Source organism: Streptoalloteichus hindustanus, assembly GCF_900129375.1.
GTDB classification, from domain to species: domain Bacteria; phylum Actinomycetota; class Actinomycetes; order Mycobacteriales; family Pseudonocardiaceae; genus Streptoalloteichus; species Streptoalloteichus hindustanus.
The window spans coordinates 118,386-142,121 of the sequence record NZ_FQVN01000012.1; the positions used below are offsets into that span (position 1 = coordinate 118,386).

The following is a 23,736-nucleotide window of genomic DNA, read 5'->3' on the forward strand; positions in this document are numbered from 1 at the left end:
CGATCACGAGGACGACGGACCCGGCATCGCCGGGCGCCGCGGGGGCGCGGCCGGCGGGCTCACACCTGGCCGGTCTCCAGCAGGCGCCGCAGGTGCCGCGCGGTCGGCCCCTCGCCCGCGGCCACGTCCCGCGCGGTCCCCTCGTTGACCAGGCGCCCGCCCTCGACGCCGGCGCCGGGCCCCATGTCCACGATCCAGTCGGCGCAGCCGGCGAAGTGCAGGTCGTGCTCGGCGACCACCACGGTGTTGCCGCTGGCGAGCAACGCCTCGAACGCGTCCACCACGCACTGCACGTTGGCCGGGTGCAGGCCGGTGACCGGCTCGTCCAGGATCACCAGGCCGCGGCTCTCCCCCCGGGTGCCCCGCATGATCGCGCTCGCCAGCTTGAGCCGCTGGGCCTCACCGCCGGACAGCTCGGTCGCGCTCTGCCCGAGCTGGAGGTAGCCCAGCCCGACCCGCTGCATGGCACGCAGCGTCGTGGCCAACGCCTTGGGACCGGTCAACCGCTCGACGGCGTCGTCGACGGTCAGCGCCAGCACCTGGTCAACGGTCATGCCCTGGTAGGTGACCGCCAGGACCTCGTCGCGGAACCGGCGGCCGTCGCAGGCGTCGCAGGTGACCCAGACGTCGGGCAGGAAGTGCATCTCCACCAGGCGCCGGCCGTAGCCCCTGCAGACCTCGCACCGGCCGCCTTCCGAGTTGAACGAGAACGACGAGCTGGTCAGCCCCCTGGCCTTCGCGGCGGCGGTGCCGGCGAAGAGCTGCCGGACGGCGTCGAACGCCTTGGTGTAGGTGGCCGGGTTGGAGCGCGGGGTCCGGCCGATCGGGTCCTGGTCGACCACGGTGACCCAGTCCAGGCGCTCCAGCCCGGTCAGCGCGCCGACCGCCTCGGCCCGCCCGCCGTCCAGGCCGGCACGCGCGGCGGCGGCCAACCCCCGGTGCAGCAGGCTGCTCTTGCCGCTGCCGCTGACCCCGGTGATGCAGGTGAGCCGGCCCAGCGGGAAGGCGACCCGGTCGACCCGCACGTTGTGCACGGCGACGTCGCGCAGGGTGAGCCACGCGCCGGAGCCGGGGCTGACCGGGCGGCGCTCCCGCACCGCGCGGCGCACGCCGCGGTCCAGGTACCGGCCGGTCAGCGACTCGGGGTGGCGGGCGACCTCGGCCGGCGGCGCGGAGACGACCAGCCGCCCGCCGTCCCTGCCGGCCAGCGGGCCGATGTCGATCACCCAGTCCGCCCTGCGCACCAGCTCGGGGTCGTGCTCGACCAGCAGCACGGTGTTCCCGGCGTCCCTGAGCTGGACCAGGATCTCGAACAGCGGCTCCTTGTCCGCCGGGTGCAGCCCGGAGCTGGGCTCGTCCAGCACGAAGATGATCCCGGTCAGCGCCGTGCCGAGCTGGGCGGCGACCCGGGCGCGTTGCAGCTCGCCGCCGGACAGCGACGGCGCGTCCCGGCTGATCTGGACGTGGGACAGGCCGAGCAGGGTGAGCAGCCGCAACCGGGAGGCGATCTCGGGCAGCAGGGTGTCGGCGATCTCCCGCTGGGTCGCGGTGAGCTCCCGGTCGACGGCGTCGACCCACCCGCGCACCTGGTTGACCGGCAGGCTCACCACCTCCAGGTAGGTCAGGCCGCCAAGCTTGACGCTGCGCGCCACCTCGCCGAACCCGCTGCCCGCGCAGTCCGGGCAGGTCACCTGGCGCATGAACCTGGCGTAGCGCTGCTTGGCCGTGTCGGTCGTGGCCGCCGCGAACAGCCGCTCCACCTCGGCCAGCGCACCCCGGAAGGCCTGCCGGTTGCTGTAGGTCCACTCCGAGGCGGTGTTCCTGTTCGGGATGCGGATGCTGACGTCGATCGCCTCGTCGCCGGTGCCGTGCAGCATGGCGTGGCGGAAGCGCTCCGGCAGCTCGCGCCACGGCCGGCCCAGGTCCACTCCGTAGTGCTCGGCCACCGACGGCACGGCCGCCTGCTCCGGCGAGATCAGCTTCGCGTACCACGGCGAGGCGCCGTCCAGCAGCGGCAGGTCGGGGCGGGTGATGATCAACGTGGGGTCGGCGTGCGGCGTGCCGCCGGAGCCGTGGCAGGCGGGGCAGGAGCCCTCCGGGCTGTGCCGGTCGAAGTGCGTGCTGGTCAGCGGCGCCTCGGCGGAGCCGGTCGCGAACCGGGGCAGCCGGGAGTACACCAGCCCGAGGTAGGCGTCGATGCCGGTCATCGTGCCGATCGTCGACCGCGCGTTGCGGTTCAGCTTGCGCTGGTCCACGGCCAGGGTGGCGCCGAGGTTCAGGATGCGGTCGACCTGCGGCCGGTCCCGGGGCGTCACGTACTGCCGGACGAACGGCGACAGCCCCTCCAGGTACCGGAGCTGGGCCTCGGCGTGCACCGTGTCGATCGCCAGCGAGGTCTTGCCGCTGCCGCTGACCCCGGTGAACGCCACGATCCGGCCGCGCGGGATGCGCACGGTCACGTCCCGCAGGTTGTGGGTGCGCGCCCCGACCACGTCGATCCACTCGCCGACCTCGGCCGCCGCACCGGCCGCGGCCCCGACTGGGGTCCCGACTGGGGTCCCGGCGCCGACCCCGCCGCCGTCCGTCCCGGTCCCCGGCATGCGCTCCTCCATGTCCTCCCCGTCCCCAGCCCCGCGGTTCCCCCGCGGGTTTTCGGCCGCCCCGAGCATAGGAGGGCCGGGGGCGCCGAATTCATCGAGCCCCACGTCCGGCAATCCGGCAAACACCATCACCCGATTGGCGGCGTCGACCGGCTGCCCGGATCAGTCGCGGGCGAATCCTGTCGGCGCTGTCACCATTTTCCCCTGCCGGTCGCGGCACACCGCCAAGAACGGCGCCCCTGGCCGCTCCCATCGCACGACGAACGGGCCGTCGCCAGCTCTTCACCACACCTCTCACCCCATCTGAGCTGTGCCTATGCTGAGAACACCCCGGCAAGGACTCCCGGTGGGAAAGTGCTGGACGCCTCGCGTCCCCTTGCCTCGCAGCCATCTGGCGAATTACCTGACAATAACTGCCACAGGTCCGGACCACATACCTCACCAATACGCGTTCCCCGCGCCGCCGCCCTCCACCGCACACTCTCCTCCAGGCGCCCGGACCAGTTTTCTCCCGAGGCGGGGGCGACCCCGTTCCCAGCCAGGGGAGCGCCAATTCCGGAAACGACACGCAATTCGCCGGCACAACACCCCCTCGCCCCAGGAGAGTCGCGATGACAGAGCAGACGACGCGGTCCGCCCGGCCGGCGGGGCCGCGGGACGACCTCGACCTCGCCGGCCGAATGCGCGAGATGCTGTTCTCCCACCTCGTCTCCCGCTGCCTGTGCGCGGTCGCCCACCTCGACGTGCCCGACCTGCTGGCCGACGGCGCGCTGCCCGTCGCCGAGCTGGCGACGCGGACCGGCGCGCACCCGGCCGCGCTCCGCCGGGTGTTGCGGGCGCTGGTCCTGTTCGAGGTGTTCACCGAGCCCGCGCCCGACGTCTTCGCGCTCACCCCGCTCGGCGCGACGCTGCGCCGGGACGCGCCGGCGTCGGCCCGGCCGTCGGCGCTGCTCGTGGGCGGTGTGGTCGGCACGGCGTGGAACGAGCTCCCGCGGAGCGTGCGCACCGGACAACCAGCCTTCGAGGAGGCGTTCGGGGCGGGGTTCTTCGACTACCTGGAGCGCCGGCCGGAGGTCCGCGCGGTCTTCGCCCGCTCGCAGGCCGAGGGCCTCGCCCTGGAGCTGGACGAGATCCTCGCCCACGTCGACCTCCCGGAGCACGGCCTGCTCGTGGACGTCGGCGGGGGCGACGGCGCGTTCCTGACCGCGGTGCTGGCGACCCGGCCCGGGGTCACCGGGATCGTCCTCGACCTGCCGGAGACCGCCGCGCTCGCGGCCCGGCGGATCGCGGAGCGCGGGCTGGCGGGGCGCTGCGCGGCCAGGGCCGGCGACTTCTTCCGCGCGGTCCCGCCCGGCGGCGACCTCTACCTGCTCTCCCACGTGCTGCACGACTGGAGCGACGCGGACGCGGTGGCGTTGCTGCGCGTGTGCGCGAAGGCCATGCCGGCGCACGCCACCCTGCTCGTGATCGACCTCGTCGCGGCGGAGAGCACCGCCGCCGGCACGGCCGACGCGGGCTACCGCTACGCCGCCCTGCTGGACCTCTACATGCTGTCGCTGTTCGGCGGGGACGGCGGTCGGGAGCGCACCGCCGGGGAGATCACCGATCTTCTCCGCGCGGCAGGTCTGGTCGACGTCCGGGTCCGGCGGTTGCCCAGCGGCGTCGGTGTCGTCACGGCGCGCCGCGCGGACACGCACGACGCGGAGGCTGACTGTCCACTCCAGACGGACGGAGGCCAGCCGTGAGCTCCCTCCGGCGCCTCCCGCGCCGACGCCGGTCCCCGTTTTCCGACAATCCCGCCGACTTCGGCCGCGAAATCACCTCGACGACCCCGCCTCTCCCGGCATCCGTGACCAACGAGCATTCGCCACGCACGGGCGCCGAGAATTCGGAAAACAACACGATCACCGACCGTGGCGACAACCGCGGCGGGAAAGGAAGAACATGTCGAACGACCGGGAAGCGATCATCCGGCTGCACCGGCGCTGGATCGACGAACTGTGGCACGCCGACCTGGACCGGATCGCCGACCTCGCCGGGGAGATCTTCGCCCCCGACTTCGTCGGCCGCTGGCCGGAGGCGGCGGTGCACGGCCCGGACGCGCTCGCCGAGTGGCTGCGCGCGGGCCTGATGGCGTTCACCGAGCCGAGGATGACGGTGGATCTCGGGCCGCTCGTCGACGGCGACTTGGCGGCGGCGCGCTGGACGTTCCGCGGCCGGTACGCCGGCGGCATCCCCGGAGCCACCGCCCCCGTCGGCACGGCGGTCGCCTTCTCCGGCATGGAGTTCCTGCGCTACGACGCCGGCCGGTTCGTCGAGTACTGGGTCTCCTCCAACGAGGTCGACTCGCACCGCCAGCTCGGCTTCGCCGTGGCCGGCTGCTTCGAGACGGAGCCGGCCACCGACTGACCCGCGCCCGCCCCCGACCGGCCCGCCAGCCGGCGCCGGCGAATTCCTGCCATTTTCTGCCATTTCCGCCACTCGCGTGAGTGAGCACGAGCGCACCGTTGACGCTATTCGTGGGAAAACTCGGCGGAAATGCCGCCGAACGCTCCCCCGACGCTCCGCGAGGGCGTCTCCGGGTCTACGATTTCCGACTGCGGAACCAGGAACACGGCGACGACCGGCGACGAAGTCCGGAGCACGCGAACCGGGTCTGTCCGGGCCGTCGCCGTCACCCCGACCTGTCACCCCGACGTCGTCGGCGGTCGCCGAACCGACACCGAACCGACGCGCCGTTCCGCCGGGGCGGGCGACGCGGCGCGCGTCGACGCGGTCTCCCGGCGCCCGTCCCCAGCCACTCCTCCCCGTTGGAAAGGACATCCCGGGCATGCCCGCTCAGACACCGCCGGCCCCGACCGCGTCCGCCCCTGGCCGCCTGGTCCTCGTCGTGCTGTGCGCGGCCCAGTTCATGATCTCCCTCGACACCACCGTGGTCACCGTCGGCCTGCCGGTGATCCAGCAGGAGCTCGGCGTGGCGCCGGCCGCGCTGCAGTGGGTCACCACCGCCTACACGCTGACCTTCGGCGGCCTGCTCATGCTGGCCGGCCGGTTCGGCGACCTGTACGGCCGGCGCCGGATGCTCGTCGTCGGGCTCGCCGTGTTCACGGCGGCGTCCCTGCTGTGCGGGGTCAGCCAGCTCGGCTGGCAGCTCTTCGCGGCCCGCGGCATGCAGGGCCTCGGCGCGGCGGTGGTCATCCCCGCGTCGCTGTCGGTGGTGACCACCTCGTTCGCCGAGGGGCCGGAGCGCAACCGCGCCATGGGCCTGTGGGCGGTGATCGCCACCGGCGGCGCGATCACCGGGTACGCCCTCGGCGGCGTCGTCGCCGGGTTGCTGGGCTGGCGGTGGATCTTCTTCATCAACCTGCCGCTGGGCGTGTTCGCGGTGCTGGCCGTGCTCCGCCTGCTGACGCCGGACGCCCCGGCCCGGCGGCAGCGGCTGGACGTGCCCGGCGCCGTCTCCCTCACCGTCGCCCTGCTCCTGCTGGTCTTCGCGATCACCTCGGTGACCGACCGCGGCGTCGACGGCGTCGTGGCGGGGACCGCGGTCGCGGGCCTGGCGCTGCTGGCGGCCTTCGCGCTCGTCGAGCGGCGGCACCCCGAGCCGTTGGTCCGGTTCGGACTCCTCCGCAACCGGAACGTGGTGGCCGGCAACGTGGTCAACGCGGTGAACGCCGGAACGTCGCTCGTGGTCACCTTCCTGGCCACCCTGTACCTGCAGAAGGTGCTGGGGCTGCCGCCGTTCCTCGCCGGCGTCGCGTTCGCCCCGGTCAGCGTCCTGATCATGGTGGTGGGTCGGCGCACCGCGCCGCTGGTCGCCCGGTTCGGCGCCCGCGACCTCCTGCGGGCGGGCTCGGTGGTCACCATCCTCGGCGTGCTCTGGCTGAGCCGGATGTCGGTGGACGGCGACTACTTCACCACCGTGTTGCCGGGCATCCTGCTGACCGGCCTCGGCGCCGGGCTGTCGTTCGCCCCGTCGATGATCGTGGCCACCTCGGGGGTCGCCAACAGCGACCAGGGGCTGGCCTCCGGCCTGGTGAGCACCGCGCAACAACTGGGCGGGGCCACCGGGTTGGCCGTGTTCGCGACGGTCGCCACCGCCGGCATGGACGCGGTGTCCGGGTCGTCGGGCCGGCCGGACGCCCATGCCCTGGTCGCCGGCTTCCACCTGGCGTACCTGTGGGTGATCGTCCTGCCGCTCACCACGATCCTGGCGACGACGCTGGTCCGCGCGCCCGCACCGGCCGCGAAGCTGGCGGAGCCGCCCCGAACCTGACCGGACGCCCGACGAGTCACCGCGCGATCCGGTACTCCAACAGGTAGAGGTGCGAGTAGTCGGTGGGGAGGGTGGCGGTCAGCTCCAGGCCGGCCGCCGCTCCCACCGCCCGGAACTCCGCCAGTTCCCGCTCCTTTCCGCCGAGCAGCAACAGAATGCGCAGGTTCGCGTCCCGCACGTGGAGCTGGTGGTCGTCGTCGCTCAGGACGCGCTCGATGACCAGCACCCGGCCGCCCGCGCCCGCCGCCTCCGCGCAGCGACGCAGGAGGCGCACGGCGTTGTCGTCGTCCCAGTTGCGGAGGATGGTGGTCAGCACGTACGCGTCGGCGCCCTCGGGCAGCGGGTCGAACAGGCTCTGCGTGACGGCGTCACAGCGGTCCCCGACCTCGGCGAGCGCGTCCACGCCGCTCATCGCGGTCTCGGCAGGGTCCTCCACGAGGGTCCCCCGCATGGCGGGGTAAGCCCGCAACAGCTCGGCGAGGAAGGTCCCAGCCCCGGTGCCGCCGCCGACATCCACGACGTGGCGGAAGGCACCCCAGTCGTAGGAGCGCCGCAGGTCCGGACCGAACCACCGGGTGTGCGCCGCCATGACCCGGTTGAAGGAGAGGCTCTCGTCGGGGTAGGAGTCCTGGTCTGCCCAGAACCCGCGGCCGAACACGTCCCGGTAGACGGGGCGGCCGGTGCGCACGGCCGTCGCGAGGTGCGCGGTGACCGCGTCGAGCCGCGCGCCGAAGCCGTTCTGGTCCAGGAAGGCCCGCAGGCCGATCGGGTGGTCGTCCCGCAGGAGCTCGCCCAGCTCGGTCAGCTCGTAGTTCCCGGGCGCGGTGGGCCGGAAGAGCCCGAGCGCGCTCAGGTAGAGCAGCAGGCGGTTCGTCGCGTCCGTGTCGTTCCCCGTGCGCGCCGCCAGTTCGGCCGCGTCGGTCGTGCCGGCCGCCACGAGGTCCGGCAGCCGCTCCGTGGCGGCGACCCGGATGGCCCACGGAGCCATCAGGCTCGCCATCTTGGCGATCTCGTTCAGCAGTCGGGTTTCGGCGGACTCCCGCTCGACCATCCCGCTCCCTCCACAGTAGACAGCCATGGCGGCGGACGACGCGCGGCGGCGACGGGGTGGCACGCCCGCCCCGGAGGAACGCCGGCCCACCGCCGACCCGACCGGAGTTTCTCGTGATCGTCTTTCTCGCCGAACCCCACCGCGGCACGCGAAATCGGTGAACCGAATACGGCGATCATGAAACGGGCCGACGCTTTTCCCGACGTGACGGGGTTTCGACGTTCTCCGGCGACCCGATCTTCGCACCGGGCACTCGACGCGGAAGATCCTTCGAAAGAACACCGACAGAACCGCGGACCGCCGCGCGCCGACCAGTCGTCCGCCTCCCGCCTCGGTGACCGAAAAGGACGTTCGCGGCGGGAAATCCCTGGGCTGATCGGGTGATCATCGCCACGTCGCGGCCGCCACCGGCCGGTCAGCGGGGGTGGGCCGGCCTACGGTCGACAGGTGAGCACGCTGGTCAACGATCTCTCCCTCGCCAGGGACGGCGGGGTGCCGACCCGTGACCTGGAGTTCACGGTGGTCGACTTCGAGACGACCAGCCTGTCCCCGCCGGGACGCGTGATCGAGGTCGGCGCGGTGCGGATGCGGGGCGACGGCACCGTCCTCGCCGAGATGTCCACCCTGGTCGACCCGGGGCCGGGAGTGGCGCCCGGGGCGACCTGGGTGCACCGGATCACCCGGGAGCACCTCGACGGCGCGCCGGCCATGGCCGACGTGGTCGGCGACCTGCTCGCGCTGTGCGAGGGCAGTGTCCTGGTGGCGCACAACCTGGCCTTCGAGGAGCGGTTCCTCGCCCACGAGCTCGCGCTGCTCGGCATCAGCCCGCCCCCGCTGCCCGGCCTGTGCACGCTCCGCGCGGCCCGCGCGCACCTGCGGCTCCGCGGCTTCCAGCTCGGCGCGCTCATCGAGGCCCTGGCGCTGCCCGCGGTGGCGATCCACGCCGCGCTCGACGACGCCAGGGCGTGCGGCCAGCTCCTGCTGGCCCTGCTGAACCCGCCGCACGAGCTGCGGCTCGCGGTCCCGCCCCGCCACCACCCGCTGCCGGCGGTGCCCTCCTCCGGCCGGTCGCGGCCGAGGGCCGCGGCGCTGCGGGCGGGCGAGCGGGGCTGGCTGGCCTGCCTGATGGACCGCCTGCCGGTGCGGGGCCTGCACGAGCCGGAGCCGGCCGGGGTGGCCGCCTACCGGGACCTGCTGACCGCCGTGCTCGCGGAGGGCCGGGTCACCGGCCCGAAGGCCAAGGCGCTGGCCCGGCAGGCGGGCCGGGCGGGGATGTCCCGCGCCGATCTCGTCCGGGTGCACCGCGCGGTGCTCGACGAGATGGCGGCGAGCCGCCCGGACGACACGGCGGCGAGCCGCCCGGACGACACGGCGGCGAGCCGCCCGGATGACAGGGCGGCAGGCTGCCTCGGTGGGCCGGCCGACGAGCGGCTTCGCCGGGCCGCCCTCGCCCTCGGGCTGCCCGACCACCTCGACGCGGCCGGGGTCGGCCCGGTGCCCGAGCCGCTCCCGGTGCCGGCGCTGCCGCGCCAGGGCTCCGCGGGCGACACGCCGTCCGAACGGTGGCTTCCGTCCGGCACGAGATGACCGTTCTCCCCCGTCGATCGGGGATCTTGTCGCGGTCCGCGCAGGCCCCGCGCCGCTTCCGTCGCTGATCAGGGGGACGGCTGAGGGCGGGACCTCGCGCACCGTCACCACCTGGTCGCCGCAGCGGCCGGACCAGTGGTGACGAAGCGCTGTCGCCGGGCCGCGCCCGCCGACCCTCCTCTCCGCGTCGCCGTCCCCCACCAGCGCGACCCGACTACTGGTCGCATTCGGCCGACCCATCACAACGGGATGCCGCCATCCTGGCGAGTGAAAAATCGGGACGGCATTGAGAAAAGGCCGGAACCACGGGTTCGGTCGGCCTCCCGTAACCAGTACAGGCGTTTCTTGCGATCTCGTCCTGTTCGGCGCACCGGGACTTGGTAAGCAGTATTGGCGGAACGAGGTTCCGCCCCCGAAAACCGATCGACCAGCACCACGCGACACCGAACGAGCAGTCCCTCCACGACAACGCGACGACAACTCCACCAGTCCGCAGGACCGACACGACCTGCCGACCGCCGGGTCCTCCCCAGACCCGACGCACGGACGACCGGGCCGGCCCGAGCCGATCCGGACATCCCGGGCGGTGTCCCTGATTCCGTACCCCGACCGCGGCAGCCGCCAGCAAGGCCCGCCGGGTCCGCAGAACCCGGGGACAAGGAAAGGAAGTGCGATGTCGAAACAGATTCGCCGAGGCTTGGCCGTAGCCTCGATCGCGGGAAGCCTCTGGCTCCCCAGCCTGCTGTCCGCAGGCCCCGCGCAGGCGGCCGAGCTGGACGACGGCGCCAGGGCGGAGCACAGCGCCCAGCAGTGGCTGCCGTTCCTCAAGCCCCACAAGGGGCACCCGGGAGGAAGCTCCTCCACCGGGAACTTCGCGGGCACCGGCGAAACCGGCGACACCGGCGGGGCGCTCTCGATCGGTGGCAACAACTGGAGCGAGGTCTGCAAGCTCCTCGTCGGCGAAGCCACCGGCAAGTTCTGCGGTGGTGGCACCGAGGACTCCGGCAACGTCACGAGCGGCACCAGCGGCAACACCGGCGACGCCGCCATCGACAGCAACGCCCACGGCCGCAGTGGCTACGGCCACCACAAGGGCCACAAGGGGCACCACCACAAGGGCCACAAGGGCCATCACCACAAGGGGCACCACCACAAGGGCCACGGGCACCACGGCTACGCCCACCACCACGGCTACGGCCACCACCACCACGGCCACGGGTACGGCCCCTACTCCGACTACTACGACTACGACAGCTACGAGGCCAACAGCTGGAACCTCGCGGCGAGCGGCGACACCGGCGACTCGGGTGACGCCTTCACGTCCGGTGGCAACAACTACAACGACGTCGAGTGCATCTCGGTGGCCGGCGACGAGCCCAACTGCCAGGGCACCGTGGACTCCGGCAACGTCACGACCGGCGGCACCGGCGACTCCGGCGACGTCGACATCGACAGCTGGACCACCGCGGGCCACGGCCACAAGTTCCACAAGGGACACAAGGGCGACAAGGGCAACAAGGCCACCGGTGGCAACAACGACAAGGGCAAGGACGGCCGGACCTACGACCACCACAAGGGCCACAAGGGCCACGGGCACCACGGCTACGGCCACCACCACGGCTACGGCCACCACCACGGGTACGGCCACCACCACGGCTACGGCCCCTACTCCGACTACTACGACTACGACGACAACGACGCCACCAGCGCCGACGTCGCGGTGACCGGTGACTCCGGCGACTCCGGCGACGCCATCGCCGCCGGCGGCAACAACTACGGCGACATCCACTGCATCTCCATCGCCGGCGACAACAACTCCTGCCTCGGCGTCGTCGCCTCGGGCAACGCCGCCACCGGTGCCACCGGCGCCACCGGCGACGCTGACATCGACAGCGCCACCCACGCCGGCAGCAAGGGCTACGGCCACCGCCTCCACCGGCACTACAAGGGCTACGGGCACCACAAGGGGTACGGCCACCACAAGGGCTACAGCGGCCACGACTCCGACGCCCTGAGCGCCGACGTCGCCGTCTCCGGTGACTCCGGCGACTCCGGCGACGCCATCGCCGCCGGCGGCAACAACTACGGCGACATCCACTGCATCTCCATCGCCGGCGACAACCTCACCTGCACCGGCACCGTCGCCTCCGGCAACGCCGCCACCGGTGCCACCGGCACCACCGGCGACGTCGACATCGACAGCGCCACCTCCAGCGGTTCCGGTCACCACAAGGGTTACGGTCACAAGGGCTACGGGGACCGTGGCTACGGGCACCACAAGGGCTACGGGCACCATGGCTATGGGCACCACGGCTACGGCCACCACGGCTATGGGCACCACGGCTACGGCCACCACAAGGGGTACGGTCACCACTACAGCAGCTACGGTGACGACGACGCCACCAGCGCCAACTTCGGCGTCAGCGGCGACACCGGCGACTCGGGCGACGTCGTCGCCGCCGGTGGCAACAACTTCGGTGACGTCGATGTCATCTCGATCGCCGGCGACGACATCACCGCTGTCGGCACCGCGGGCTCCGGCAACGGCGCCAGCGGCGACACCGGCGACACCGGCGACGTCGACATCGACAGCGCCACCTCCAGCGGCCACGGCCACAAGGGCCACGGCTTCCGGGACATGTGACAGCCGAGAACCTGGTGACGACCTGAGGCGACCAGCACCGCGCGACGGTGACCCGTCGACGGCGTCCACCCGGGGCACAAGGGGCGATCCGGTTTCCACCGGATCGCCCCTTTCTCCGTGCCCACCACAGATTGTCCACATCGGACGTCCGAAGTGGAGGGATGGGGGCGCGCGTCAGAACGGGCTGAGCCGACGGATGCGCTCCGCGTGCTCCGGGTACCGGGCGACGAGATCCGCCGCCGCCGCGAACTCGACGACGTCGTCGGTGTAGGGCGGCGCCATGAACGTGCCGAGCAACGACCACGCGCCGAGCGTCTCGGTCGCCTGCCACGTCCCGGCCGGCACGACCACCTGGGGTCGCTGCCCCGCGTCGATGTCCGGGCCCAGCACGGGCTCCTCGACCCGGCCGTCGGGGTGCGCCAGGAACATCCGTGCGGGCGCGCCGACGTGGTGGGCGAAGACCTCCGGGTGCGCCAGCCGGTGCAGCGCGGAGAACTCCGGGGCCGCCAGGAGGTAGTAGATGGCGGAGCCGTGCTCGTCCCGCCACGTCTGCGCCCAGTGGCCGCCCTCGGTCGGAAGGGGCAGCAACCCGAGCGCCGCGATGATCCGGGCGGCCTCCGGGTGCGTCCGGTTCACCACGTCGGACCCGCCGAGACGCCGCCGTCGACGACCAGGTCGTGGCCGGTGATCCAGGAGGCCAGCGGCGAGGCGAGGAAGACACAGGCGTTCCCGACGTCCTCGGGGGTGCCCATCCTGGTCAGCGGCGCGGCGCGGTGCCACCGCTCGACCCCCTCCGGCCAGTCCCGCTCGATGCCCTCCCTGACCACCAGGCCGGGCGAGACCGTGTTCACCCTGATGCCGTGCGGTCCGTACTCGACGGCCGCCGCGCGGGCGTGCATCCGCACCGCCGCCTTGGCCGCGCTGTAGTGGGCGTGCCCGACCGCGGGCCGCGTGGCCTCGATCGAGGCGATCGAGACGACCGCCCCGCCGTCGCCCTGCTCGATCATGTGGCGCGCCGCCGCCCTGGTGGCCAGGAACGCGCTGTGCGCGTTGGCGCCGATCACCTCGCGCCACTGGTCGAAGTCCATGTCGGGCAACGGTTCCACCGGCTGCACCCCGGCGTTGTTCACCAGCACGTCGACCCGCCCGAACGCGGCGACGACAGCGGCCAGCAGGCGGTCCGCCTCCACCGGGTCGCGCAGGTCGGCCTGCTCCCAGGTGGCCTGGCCGCCCTCGGCCCGGATGTCGGTCGCCACCGCCCTGGCGCGGTCCGCGCTGGACCAGTAGTGGGCGACCACGGTGGCCCCGGCGGCGGCGAACCGGCGGGCGATCCCCGCCCCGATGTTGCCACCGGCCCCGGTGACCAGGGCGACCGTGCCGGTCAGGTCCGGCAGTCCGGTGACGGGTGCAGCGACCATCAGTGCCTCCCGGAGACGTGCTGTTCTCGTGCCGACGACGCGGTTGTGGAGAACCGTCGCACATCGCCGCCCGTGGTCGTCGGAGGCCGACCGGGCGTTCGACAGGTCGGGGAAAGGGCGGTCACAGAGGGCCCGGCCGCCGGTCTGGTCCGGCTGTCCGGCGTCCGGGTTTCCCGCACACCAACCCTCACGTTCAGTGACCAAATCCGGCCGTGTTCTCGCCAGGCCATCCCGAAACTCCCACCGAAGGGAGGCGAGGACGACGCCGGACGGCCGCTGCCGAGCACCGGGGAAGCGGTCAGCCATCGGCGGGGCCTGATCGGCCGCCACGTCCCCAGCCAGCAGTATTCACCTCAGAAGCGGGCGCGCATCCCCCGGACGGCGCAACGGTCCCGGTACGGACCGGATTTTCGGTGGGCCAACCCGAAAGTCACTCACCTTTTTCGCCGGTTGCGGGGAGTAACGGGGAAATCCGGCGACACGATCACCAGATCGCTCCCGTCGCGGCCGGGGGCGCAGGTGGTCCGAGAGGACGGCCCGGCGGGGTGTCCGGGCGGCACGGAGGAGGGAACCGTGATCTCTGCCGGCGTCGTGGGCCTGCCCCGCGTCCTCCGGGTGGCGGCGTCGCACCCCCTCCTCGCACCGCCCAGCCGGCAGAAGCCGGTCCCGACCGGCACCTCGCTCTTCGCCTCGCCCGCCTCCGACGGCGACGCGCCGTCGGCCGCGAGAGGGGCGCGCGTCGGATGAGCCGTCCGCGCCTGCGCATGGCCGGCCTGGTGTGCTGCGCTGTCGTCGCCCTGCTCGCCGTGGCCGCGGTGACAGTGCGGTCGCTCTACCCGGAGAACAGCCCGGCCACCCCACCGCCTCGGACCGCCGCCGCCGCACCGCAGGTCCTGCCGTTCACCCAGCCGACCGCGACCACCACCGCCGCCCCGGACGGCCCGCCCTCGACAGCACGGACGCGCCCGCTCACCGCTTCCCCGCCGGTCTCCGGCCCGTCCGTTCCGGTGGACGCCCCCGAGGGCGGCGACGGCTGCGACCACGCCTACGGCGAAAGCCACGAGTGCGTGCCGTGGCAGTTCCCACCTGGGACCGAGAACAGGTGCGACTGGTTGCGGGACCACGGATTCGGCCCGCTGACCGTGCACGGCCGGGACCGCCACGGCCTGGACACCAACGGCGACGGCGTCGCGTGCGGCCCGGGCGACGCCGGCGTCGGCTGAGGAAACCCCGTGGCGGCCGGGAAACGCGGCCGCCACGAGGGATCACCCCTACTGGTCCGACCTCGCCCGCGCGCGGACGGCGGCCCGCAGTTCCGCCCGGAGCACGCCCACCTGCAACGGGTCCAGCACGACGTGCTCACCCCGGGGCGTGATCACCACGATCCGCCGCCGGCCGTCCAGCTCCACCCGCAGGCCGCCCCGGCGCGCCATCACCCGCCGACAGCGGTCACGAACCCACCACCGCCACAACAACCACGTCATCTCGCCCCCTGCGACAGGATCAGCGCGGTCTCCCCCACGCGCAGCGTAGGAACCCCCACCCACGCCCGTCACCGAGGGTATGGGCACGACGGGACGCGATCCCCTGCCGGACAGGGCCGCCCGCGCGCCGGAGAACTGTCCGAGAACTTCCTCGGGACAGTGTGAGACTGCTCATGACGACTGACGGCTGGCGCGAGGTCGCGGAGCGGCGGGCGCCGGCGAGACGACCGCCCCCAGCGCGAGTGTCCGGTTTGGACGGTTCACCGACGAATCCGGGAAAACCGGGAAAAACTCCGTGCTGCCACCGTTCCCCACTCTGTGCACAGTGGACATCACTCTCGGTCCGCCACTGTCCTGGCCACCCTGGGCCACACCGCCCGCGCAGCAGGTGGCCGGCCGCCGACGCGAGGGGAACGACGACGTGACGTGGCGGTGACAGCCCGTGACAACACTCGGTGATCTGGGGCGGGAAACGTCCGAACACCGCCAAAGCCAGGTCCGGTGTGGACAACATCTACATTACCTCCGCCGACCTCCCACCAGACGCCCCCGGGGCTTGGTTTCCGGTCGACGGGGAACACGTACTGTCGCACTTCCGTCTTCCGTCGAGCCGTACAGGAGAGAGTCGCCGTGTTGGACGCGACGATCAGGCAGGCCGAGATCGCCGCCGAGCAGGAGCACGTCGACCGGGTGTACACCCGGCTGGCCGAGCTGCGGGCCGAGGCCGAGACGATGCGCGCGAAGGGCTACGAGCTCGCCCACGGCGCCGGCCAGGAGGCCACCTTCGAGCAGGCCGCCATGCTGTTCGACCGGGACGCCATGGTGCGCTACGCCAACCGCCTGCTCCAGGCCCTAGACGCCGAGCACGAGGGGCTCGTGTTCGGGCGGCTCGACACGACCGACGGGCAGGCGCTGCGCATCGGCCGGATGGGCGTGCGCGACGCCGAGCACCACAACCTGGTCACCGACTGGCGGGCGCCGGCGGCGGCGGCCTTCTACCAGGCCACGCCGCAGGAGCCGATGGACGTGCTGCGCCGCCGGGTGATCCACTGCTCCGGCGAGACCGTCACCAACGTCGACGACGAGCCGCTGATGCCCGAGGCGCTGCCCGAGGGCATGCCGATCATCGGCGAGGGCGCGTTGATGGCCGCGCTGGGCCGGGCCCGCGGCGAGGCCATGCACAACATCGTGGCGACCATCCAGCGGGAGCAGGACGAGGCGATCCGGGCGCCGGCCGGCGGCGTCACCGAGATCACCGGCGGCCCCGGCACCGGCAAGACCGCGGTGGCGCTGCACCGCGTGGCCTACCTGCTGTACCGGGAGCGGCGCCGGCTCGGCACCGGCGTGCTCGTGGTGGGCCCCTCCCCCGTGTTCACCAGCTACATCTCCCGGGTGCTGCCGTCGATGGGCGAGACCAGCGCGGAGCTGCGCTCGCTCGGCGAACTGCTCGACGGCGCGCCGGCCACCCGGGTGGACCCGCCGGCGGTCAACGCCGTGAAGGGGTCGACCCGGATGGTCCGCGTCCTGCGCCGGCTCGTGCGGCAGACACCCCCGGACACCCCCACCGAGATGCGCATCGTCTACGGCGGGGAGGTCATCCGGCTGGACGCGCGCGAGCTGGACCGGGTGCGGCGGCGGGTGCACCGCGCGGGCCAGCCCAACCAGCACCGGGTGGACGCGGCGGAGGCGCTGCTGGAGGCGCTGGCCCGCAAGGCCGAGGAGTACGCCGACGAGACCTTCCGGCCGGACCGGGCGGAGATGGTCCACGAGCTCGGCGAGCGGATGGAGTTCCACCGCTTCCTGGTGCGGTGGTGGCCGGTGCTGAGCCCGACCTGGGTGCTGAGCTGGCTGCGGGACCGCGACCGGCTGGCCCGCGCGGCCAAGGGCGTGCTGGACCGCGAGGAGATCGACCTGCTGGCGGGCTCCGTGGCCGAGGCCGACGGCTGGTCGACCGCCGACGTGGCGCTGCTGGACGAGCTGCGGGTGCTGCTGGGGCCGCCGCCGAAGCGCCGCCGCCGGACGGGGTCGCCCCATTCGGACGACCGCCCCTCGGACGGGCGACCGCGGCGACCCGAGCACTACGACGAGTACTCGCACATCGTCGTGGACGAGGTGCAGGACGTCTCGCCGATGCAGTGGCGCATGCTCGGCCGCCGCGGCCGGTACGCGAGCTGGACGCTGGTCGGCGACCCGGTCCAGACGTCCTGGCCGACCCCGGAGGAGGCGGCCGGGGCACGGGACGAGGCGCTGGGCTCGGCGCGGACCCGGCGGCGCTACCGGCTCCGCACGAACTACCGCAACTCGGCGGAGATCTTCGGGGTGGCGGCCGCGGCGCTGGGCGACCTCGCCGGCGACGACGACCTGCCGAAGGCGGTGCGCAGCACCGGCGTGGCGCCGGTGGTGAGCGTCGTCGCCGCCGACGCCCTGGCCGACGCCACCAGGGCGACCGCGGCCGAACTTCTGTCCACTGTGGACGGAACCGTCGCGGTGATCCCGGCGATGGACCGGGTCGACGAGGTGCGGGAGTGGGTCTCCGGACTGGCCGACGACCGGCTGCGGGTCGTGGGCAGCCTCGACTCGAAGGGGTTGGAGTACGACGGGGTCGTGCTGGTGGAGCCCACCGACCTGCTCAACGAGTCGCCCACCGGACGGCGGGCCCTGTACGTCGCGTTGACCAGGGCCACGCAGCGGCTGACGGTCCTGGCCACGGACGACACCTGGCTGCCGGGGCGGGCCCGCGCCCGCCCGTGACGGACGGGGGTGCGGGCCCGGGCCCGCACCCCCGCGCCGGTCAGCCGGTCGTCGGCGACCGCCAGACGAGGTCGATCTCGGGATGGGCCGGCGACGGCCGGTCGAGCAGCGCCGACGGCCGGCCCCGCAGGTGCTGGTCGAAGAAGGCCAGCAGGTAGGTCCGGGTGACGTCCACCGACCGGTTCCCGTCGGCCTCCCCGAAGTAGGCCCTGAGCTTCTCCGGCGGCCAGACGCGGGCGAAGCCGAGGTCGTCGGCGAGCGTCGCCCAGTCGGCGAAGCTGTAGTGGCCGCTCCCGGCGTACGTCAGGTGCCGGCCCCACACCCGGTGGTTGGCCTTCAGCCTGCGCCAGGTGTCGTGGTGCACGGCCGCCTCGGTCAGCAACAACGTCGGCTGCCGGAGCCCGGTGTCCACGGCCGGGGTCCACAGCGCGCCGTCGACGGCGAGCACCGCGCCAACCCTCGGATCCGTGCGGGCCGTCTCCACCGCCGCCGATCCACCCATGGAGTGGCCGTAGACCCCGACCCGCCCGCGGTCGACGAGCCCGGCCAGCTCCGCCACCGCCGCGTCCGGCCGCGCCGCGGTGAGGACGTCCAGGACGAACCGCAGGTCGGCGGCCCGCACCTGGGTCTCCTCGGTCAACACCGCCGGGTTGGCCGCGGGACGGCTGTCGGGCACGAACCGACCGCCCGGGAACTCGGTCGGGCTGTTGTGGGTGTGGTCGACGGTCACCACGACGTAGCCGTGGCTGGCCAGGTTCTCCGCCACCGCGGTCCCGTTGGCGCGGGAGTCGCTCCGGCCGGGGCTGAACACGAGGAGCGGCCACCCACCCTTCCGGGGCACCGCAACCACGCCCTCGCGCGCGTTCGGCCGAACGGGCCGGAAGGTGCCGACGGGCACGCCGAGCCGTTTCTCCACCGACTCGGCGACGCTCGCGGGCAGGTAGCGGGCGCGCGGCGCCCATCCCACGGCCGGGTAGAACACCTGCGTCATCAGTTCGCGCGGCCGCCCCCGGGCATCCACGGGTCGGTGCGCGCGGTGTCGACGAGGTGGAACTGCCACGTGCCGACCCGGTGCGGGCCGGTCGGCGCCGGCAACGTGACGCCGGCACCGGCACCGCCCGCCTCTGCGTGGGCCGGCGCGACCCCGGTCAGCAGGCCGGCGGCGACCACCACCGCCGCGGCCGCCAAGGATCGGCGGGACCAGACCGGTCCCCTGTTCGGATTCCCCATGGCGATCCCCTCCTGGAGATCCCGGTGGCCCCACCCCTCCAGCGGCGGCCGACCGGGGATGCGGGGACCCGCGGACACGGGTTCGGTTTCCCGCACCGCACCTCGGTGTGGAGCCAGGACAGGAACAGGGGCCCACGCGCCACGAGGAGGACGACCGGACCGGCCGCGTCGGCGCCCGGTCGCCGCGCCCTCAGCCGGCGTGGGCGCTCAACGCGTAGGCGGCGGGCCGCGGAGCGGGGGCGGGCGCCCGGCGCGCGCGGTCGACGATCGAGCCGAGGATCTCGCCCACCCGGACCGCCGTGTTGGACAACAACGTCGAGGTGATCCCGTGGGTGTGCTCGGTCGCGCCCTGGAGGTAGATCCCGGCCCGCACGGCGTCGTCGGTCACGACGCGGTAGTCCCGGTCGACGCGGGGTCGGCCCGCCTCGTCCCGCCGGCACCGCTCCCCCAGCGGGCCGAGGACGTCCCACGGGTCCGTCGACCGGTACCCGGTGGCGTAGACGACGACGTCCGCCTGGAGGGTCGTGCGCTCCCCGGTGGGGAGGAACTCGACGGAGACGGTAACGCCGCCAGCGCCGCCAGCGCCGTCACTGCCGTCAGCGCGCTTCCCGGACTCCCGGACGTCGACCAGCCGGGAGGCGTGCAGGATGCGCAGGCGCTCCCGCCCGGAGACCTTCTCGGCGTACGAGCGGCGGTACAGGTCGTCGATGAGGTCGACGTCCACCACCGAGTAGTTGGTGTTGCGGTGGTAGTCGACGAGCATCCGCTTGACCGGCTCCGGGGCCGCGTAGAAGGCGTCCACGGCCTCCGGGTCGAAGATCCGGTTGGCGAACGAGCTGTCGTCGGCGGGCGTGTAGCCGTAGCGCGCGAACACCGCGCACACCTCGGCGTCCGGGAAGTGGCGGTGCAGGTACTCCGTCGTCTCCGCCGCGCTCTGCCCGGCGCCCACCACGACGAACCGGCGGGGCGCGTCGGTGAGCCGCTCAACCCTGTCCAGCAGGTCGTGGTTGTGCCAGATCCGGTCCGACACCCGCACCCCGGCGGGCAGGAACGGCCGGAGTCCGGTCGCCACCACGAGGTTGCGGGCCCGGTGGACCTCCGTTCGGCCGTCACCCCGTCGGGTTTCGACGTCGAAGGCCACCACTGTGTCCGCACGGGGGTCCTCGTGGAAGTCCTCACCGGTCCCCGTGCCGTTGCCTGCCACGGCCTCCTGTCCGAACACGGGGCGCACCGCCACGACCTCGGAGTCGTAGCGCACCAGGTGGTCCACGCGCGCCGCCGCCCACTCCAGGTAGTCGTGGAACTCCGTGCGCAACGGGAACAGCGTCTTGTGGTTGATGAAGTCCGCCAGACGGCCGCGTTCCCGGAGATAGCACAGGAAACTGTGCGGGCTGGTCGGGTCGCGCATCGTGACGAGGTCCTTGAGGAAGGACACCTGCATGGTGGCCCCGTCGAGCAACATCCCGCGGTGCCAGCCGAACCGCGGCTGACGTTCCAGGAACACCGCGTCGACCCGCTCCCCGGCCGGCGCACGCCACTCGTGCTCCTCGACCGCGACGGCCAGCGCGAGGTTGGACGGCCCGAACCCGACGCCCACCACGTCGTGGACGGGCACCCCGTCGATCGGCCTGCCGGCCACCCCAGACGTCACCGTTACCCCCAGACCTCGACGGCCCCACGCGCACGACCGTGCCCCAAAAGTAGGTTAGGCTCACCTAATCTTCCGGTTGATGTTGTTGTCAAGGGAACCGACAGGTGTGGTCGTGGGAGACACATCACGGGCGACAAGCCGGTCGCGGGAACGGCAAGAAGTGCGCACAGCGGTTGTCCGCAAGTGCGCGAGAAGCGCGTCGACGATCCTCGGGGCCCGGAAGAGCCACAGAAGGGTTACGAAGCGCGCCGAGGGCGCGCGGAACCGCCGAACATCACGAACAGCGCGGCGCGGGGATGAACGCCGCCGACGCGGACAACCGGACCGCGCGAAGTAAACCCCAATGGCGGAACGACAGCCTCATGTCCGGGCGGGAGAGCCACCGGGAAGGAGTAGACGACAACGTCCGGGCCCGTGACGAAACGGGGCCCGGACGTTGACTACGGAACCGGTCGAAGCCGGTACTCCCAGCCCTGTTCCGCGGTGTACCGCAGGTCGTAGTGGTGCAGGATCTTCGGACCGTTGTGCAGGTGCACGTGGGTGACCGTCGGCAACGGAGAGCCGGACGACCCGGAAAACGTCTCCCAACGACCGTCGAGAGGCCCTCCGACAAAACGGGCGAGATACGTTTGCGAGCCCACGGCCCTCCCATCCACGTGCGACCAATACCCAGGGTACGCACCGTGGATCGGATGGCGACGACCTCGCGGCCTCACCCGACCCGCACCAGGCCGGCTTCCGGCGGCGACGTCAGTCGCCGCCCGCCACCGGCCCGACCGTCACTCGTTGGCCTGATGGTAGGCGTTGAGCACCTCCGTGGAGATGCGCCCCCGCTCCGAGACCTTCATGCCGCGCTTGCGCGCCCACTCGCGAATCGCCTGGTTCTGCTCGCGATCCGCGCTGGCCGGACGCCCGCCCTTGCGCGCGGGAGCCGTGCCGCCGCGCTTGCGGCCGCCGCCGGAGCGACGGGCGCTAGCCACGAAAGTGGCCAACGCGTCCCGCAGCTTGCCGGCGTTCGTCGCCGACAGATCGATCTGGTACCCGACACCGTCCAACGCGAACTCGACGGTCTCCTCGGCCCTGGTGCCGTCCAGATCGTCCACGAGTTCCACGGTGACCTTCTGTGCCATCCGCCTCGCCCTCCCCGATAACCGCGCATTCCACGCGGCGACTTGTGCGTCAGGGGCGCTCACCATACTCCGACGGCGAGTCGCGTCGCAATTATGACGCATTTCTGCCCTTGGGCGACAGGGGTTTGCGCGCGGACGGCCGAGGGCGCCCCGCAACCCCGGCGACACAGCGACGTCCGACACTCCACCAGGCGTTATCGAAAGGGGGAGAGCGGGGATCGGGGTGTGAAATAGTGTGCACGTTCCGGCCGGGCCAGGACGACGATCCCCCTGTCAACCCCCGACCGCAGCAATCGACGACAGGAGTTTTGCCCCAGCAAGCGCGCCGCCGTCCGCCGCAGCCGGCCCCACCTCCGGCCGGTGCCGAAGCGGGGAGCGTCCCCCGTCGGATGGCCGTGCCCGACGGGCTGACCTGCGGCGGAGAGGCCCGCGGCGGCTCGTGGGGAATCTTCGCGGCCGACGCCGTCCGGCCTCGCGCGCTGGGCCGAACGCCGCACGAAAGGGTCATACCGGGTCAACCGGCGCTCCGGGGAAGATCGCGGCGGCACGTGATTCCCGCCACGATCGCCGAACGGGCGTCCGACAAGGCGACATCCCCTTCCCGGCGATGTTGTTGTTTGACGGGGAACGGATCTCCGGCGGGACCGTTCCCCGTGTTTGCCACGCGCGGGCGGGCCGGGTTCTCCCGCGGGTTGGCGAGCCGCTTCCTAGGCCGTTCAGGGTGCTCACCACGGCTGTTTCCCCCGCCGTTGACCTCCGCGTGACCAACTCTGCGCTCAACGTGATGGCCAACCGAAGGGTGAATGTTGGTTCCTCCGGGGCGTGATCGACGCGCTATCCCGCCCCCCTTGTCACGCGCCCCGCACCGCCCCGGGGTTCCGCCACTCCGAATCCGTGCGTATGCCGCCCAGGTGGGCGCCGGACCCGTCGAGGGCGGCTCGGCGGGGAGAAGACGGGCCGCGGCCAGCTCGGCTGCGGCGAGGGCCCAGGGGGACGCGATCACCCCGTCCAGGCCCCGGCCCCGACCCCGAGAAGCCCGCCGACGGGGCGGAGGAGAGAGGAAGTCCACCGTGGACGGTGGCGCCAGGTTCGGGCGCACATGACGAACCGGACGAACGACGCGGCGCCTGGAGGCGGTTCCCACCACCTCCAGGCGCCGTGCGGAAACGTGGCGGACCACAGTGGACCCGGTGGCCGCGACGGCCGCGGACCGGGTCGTCCGCCGTCAGGGCCGTTCAGTCGCCCATGGCCTCGACGAGGCTCTTGGGGCGCATGTCCGTCCAGTGCTCGTTGACGTAGTCGAGGCAGGACTGACGGCTCTCCTCGCCGTGGACCACGGTCCACCCGGCGGGCACCTCGACGAAGGCCGGCCACAGCGAGTGCTGGCCCTCGTCGTTGACCAGGACGAAGAACCGCCCGTCCTCGTTGTCGAAGGGGTTGGTCACGCCTACTGCTCCTCTCCGCCTCGGCCGGGCTCCGGCAAGTCCGGTCCGCGCACCGCGCCGCACGGGCCGCCGGGCCGCTCCCCCGCAGACCCGGGAAGCGCGGGTTAGCCTACCCTTACCTCGATCACCCGCGCGGGGGGAGAACGGGGGCGTACTCCCGCAGTTCGGCCACAACTCGCCCGGTCGTGGTCGCCACGGCGCAGCGTTGGGCGGCGTACTCCACCGCCATCCGGTGCCGCTCCACCGAGAAGTCCCCGATCGCGTCCGCCACCACGAACGACTGGCAGTCGTTCATGAACGCGTCCGCCGCCGTCATCAACACCCCGATGTGACCGTAGATCCCGGTCACCACCAACTGGTCACGCCCCCACTGGCGCATCCGCTCCCGCAGATCGGTCCGCACGAACGCCGAGTACCGCCACTTCGTCAACACCACATCGCCCGCACCCGGCGCCAACTCGTCGACGAT

The 23,736-nt window shown here is 72.9% G+C and carries 19 protein-coding genes; 8 read left to right on the top strand and 11 right to left on the bottom strand.

Annotated features, from left to right (window positions below):
- Positions 1-59: 59 nt before the first annotated feature.
- Positions 60-2,600, bottom strand: coding sequence for an excinuclease ABC subunit UvrA (locus tag BUE43_RS27795; protein ID WP_159447798.1), 2,541 nt, complete (start codon positions 2,598-2,600; stop codon positions 60-62).
- Between the two features lie 611 nt (positions 2,601-3,211).
- Here BUE43_RS27795 and BUE43_RS27800 point away from each other — a divergent pair.
- The 3 genes from BUE43_RS27800 (at position 3,212) to BUE43_RS27810 (ending at position 6,876) form a co-directional block, all read left to right on the top strand.
- Positions 3,212-4,345, top strand: a complete 1,134-nt coding sequence (locus BUE43_RS27800) for a methyltransferase (protein WP_200797688.1) — start codon at positions 3,212-3,214, stop codon at positions 4,343-4,345.
- Positions 4,346-4,544: 199 nt separating this feature from the next.
- A complete protein-coding gene (locus BUE43_RS27805; RefSeq protein ID WP_073488925.1) occupies positions 4,545-5,009 on the top strand; it encodes an ester cyclase in 465 nt (154 codons plus the stop codon).
- 421 nt (positions 5,010-5,430) lie between these two features.
- On the top strand, positions 5,431-6,876 hold the full coding sequence (locus tag BUE43_RS27810; RefSeq protein ID WP_143174424.1) for an MFS transporter: 1,446 nt from the start codon (positions 5,431-5,433) through the stop codon (positions 6,874-6,876).
- A 16-nt stretch (positions 6,877-6,892) separates the two neighbouring features.
- Here the strand turns inward: BUE43_RS27810 and BUE43_RS27815 are convergent, their stop codons facing one another.
- The gene (locus tag BUE43_RS27815) at positions 6,893-7,927 is read right to left on the bottom strand and encodes a methyltransferase (protein WP_073488927.1); all 1,035 of its coding nucleotides are present in this window, start codon (positions 7,925-7,927) and stop codon (positions 6,893-6,895) included.
- 447 nt (positions 7,928-8,374) lie between these two features.
- On the opposite strand from BUE43_RS27815, the gene BUE43_RS27820 reads away from it, so the two are divergent.
- Both BUE43_RS27820 and BUE43_RS27825 read left to right on the top strand, forming a co-directional pair.
- Complete coding sequence (locus BUE43_RS27820) at positions 8,375-9,514, top strand: 3'-5' exonuclease (RefSeq protein ID WP_073488929.1); 1,140 nt, start codon at positions 8,375-8,377, stop codon at positions 9,512-9,514.
- A 673-nt stretch (positions 9,515-10,187) separates the two neighbouring features.
- Positions 10,188-12,158 carry a hypothetical protein gene (locus BUE43_RS27825; RefSeq protein ID WP_143174425.1) on the top strand — a complete coding sequence of 657 codons (1,971 nt, stop codon included), beginning with the start codon at positions 10,188-10,190 and terminating at the stop codon, positions 12,156-12,158.
- Between the two features lie 174 nt (positions 12,159-12,332).
- Here the strand turns inward: BUE43_RS27825 and BUE43_RS27830 are convergent, their stop codons facing one another.
- Entirely contained in the window at positions 12,333-12,794 is a 462-nt protein-coding gene (locus BUE43_RS27830; protein ID WP_073489005.1) for a cupin domain-containing protein, read from the bottom strand.
- Entirely contained in the window at positions 12,791-13,576 is a 786-nt protein-coding gene (locus tag BUE43_RS27835; RefSeq protein WP_143174426.1) for an SDR family NAD(P)-dependent oxidoreductase, read from the bottom strand. Before BUE43_RS27835 ends, BUE43_RS27830 begins: the two co-directional genes overlap by 4 nt.
- A gap of 573 nt (positions 13,577-14,149) precedes the next feature.
- Between BUE43_RS27835 and BUE43_RS34415 the strand changes: the two genes are divergently transcribed.
- Together BUE43_RS34415 and BUE43_RS27840 are read left to right on the top strand one after the other, a co-directional pair.
- Entirely contained in the window at positions 14,150-14,323 is a 174-nt protein-coding gene (locus tag BUE43_RS34415) for a hypothetical protein (protein WP_159447799.1), read from the top strand.
- Positions 14,320-14,799: a hypothetical protein gene (locus BUE43_RS27840; RefSeq protein ID WP_143174427.1), complete on the top strand. Its 480-nt coding sequence runs from the start codon at positions 14,320-14,322 to the stop codon at positions 14,797-14,799. Before BUE43_RS34415 ends, BUE43_RS27840 begins: the two co-directional genes overlap by 4 nt.
- Before the next feature lie 48 nt (positions 14,800-14,847).
- On the opposite strand, the gene BUE43_RS27845 is transcribed toward BUE43_RS27840, so the two are convergent.
- A complete protein-coding gene (locus BUE43_RS27845; protein ID WP_073488935.1) occupies positions 14,848-15,060 on the bottom strand; it encodes a hypothetical protein in 213 nt (70 codons plus the stop codon).
- 630 nt (positions 15,061-15,690) lie between these two features.
- Between BUE43_RS27845 and BUE43_RS27850 the strand changes: the two genes are divergently transcribed.
- Positions 15,691-17,811 carry a HelD family protein gene (locus tag BUE43_RS27850; protein ID WP_073488937.1) on the top strand — a complete coding sequence of 707 codons (2,121 nt, stop codon included), beginning with the start codon at positions 15,691-15,693 and terminating at the stop codon, positions 17,809-17,811.
- Between the two features lie 40 nt (positions 17,812-17,851).
- On the opposite strand, the gene BUE43_RS27855 is transcribed toward BUE43_RS27850, so the two are convergent.
- From BUE43_RS27855 to BUE43_RS27880, 6 genes are all read right to left on the bottom strand, one after another.
- Positions 17,852-18,802, bottom strand: coding sequence for an alpha/beta hydrolase family protein (locus BUE43_RS27855; RefSeq protein ID WP_083960239.1), 951 nt, complete (start codon positions 18,800-18,802; stop codon positions 17,852-17,854).
- Entirely contained in the window at positions 18,802-19,041 is a 240-nt protein-coding gene (locus BUE43_RS33020; protein ID WP_143174428.1) for a hypothetical protein, read from the bottom strand. Before BUE43_RS33020 ends, BUE43_RS27855 begins: the two co-directional genes overlap by 1 nt.
- 190 nt (positions 19,042-19,231) lie before the next feature.
- Positions 19,232-20,680 carry a lysine N(6)-hydroxylase/L-ornithine N(5)-oxygenase family protein gene (locus BUE43_RS27860; RefSeq protein WP_073488939.1) on the bottom strand — a complete coding sequence of 483 codons (1,449 nt, stop codon included), beginning with the start codon at positions 20,678-20,680 and terminating at the stop codon, positions 19,232-19,234.
- A 791-nt stretch (positions 20,681-21,471) separates the two neighbouring features.
- On the bottom strand, positions 21,472-21,822 hold the full coding sequence (locus BUE43_RS27870; RefSeq protein WP_073488943.1) for a histone-like nucleoid-structuring protein Lsr2: 351 nt from the start codon (positions 21,820-21,822) through the stop codon (positions 21,472-21,474).
- A 1,235-nt stretch (positions 21,823-23,057) separates the two neighbouring features.
- Positions 23,058-23,267, bottom strand: coding sequence for an MbtH family protein (locus tag BUE43_RS27875; RefSeq protein WP_073488945.1), 210 nt, complete (start codon positions 23,265-23,267; stop codon positions 23,058-23,060).
- 124 nt (positions 23,268-23,391) lie between these two features.
- Positions 23,392-23,736 (bottom strand): isochorismatase family protein (locus BUE43_RS27880; protein WP_143174429.1); only part of this gene is annotated, 345 nt, incomplete at its 5' end.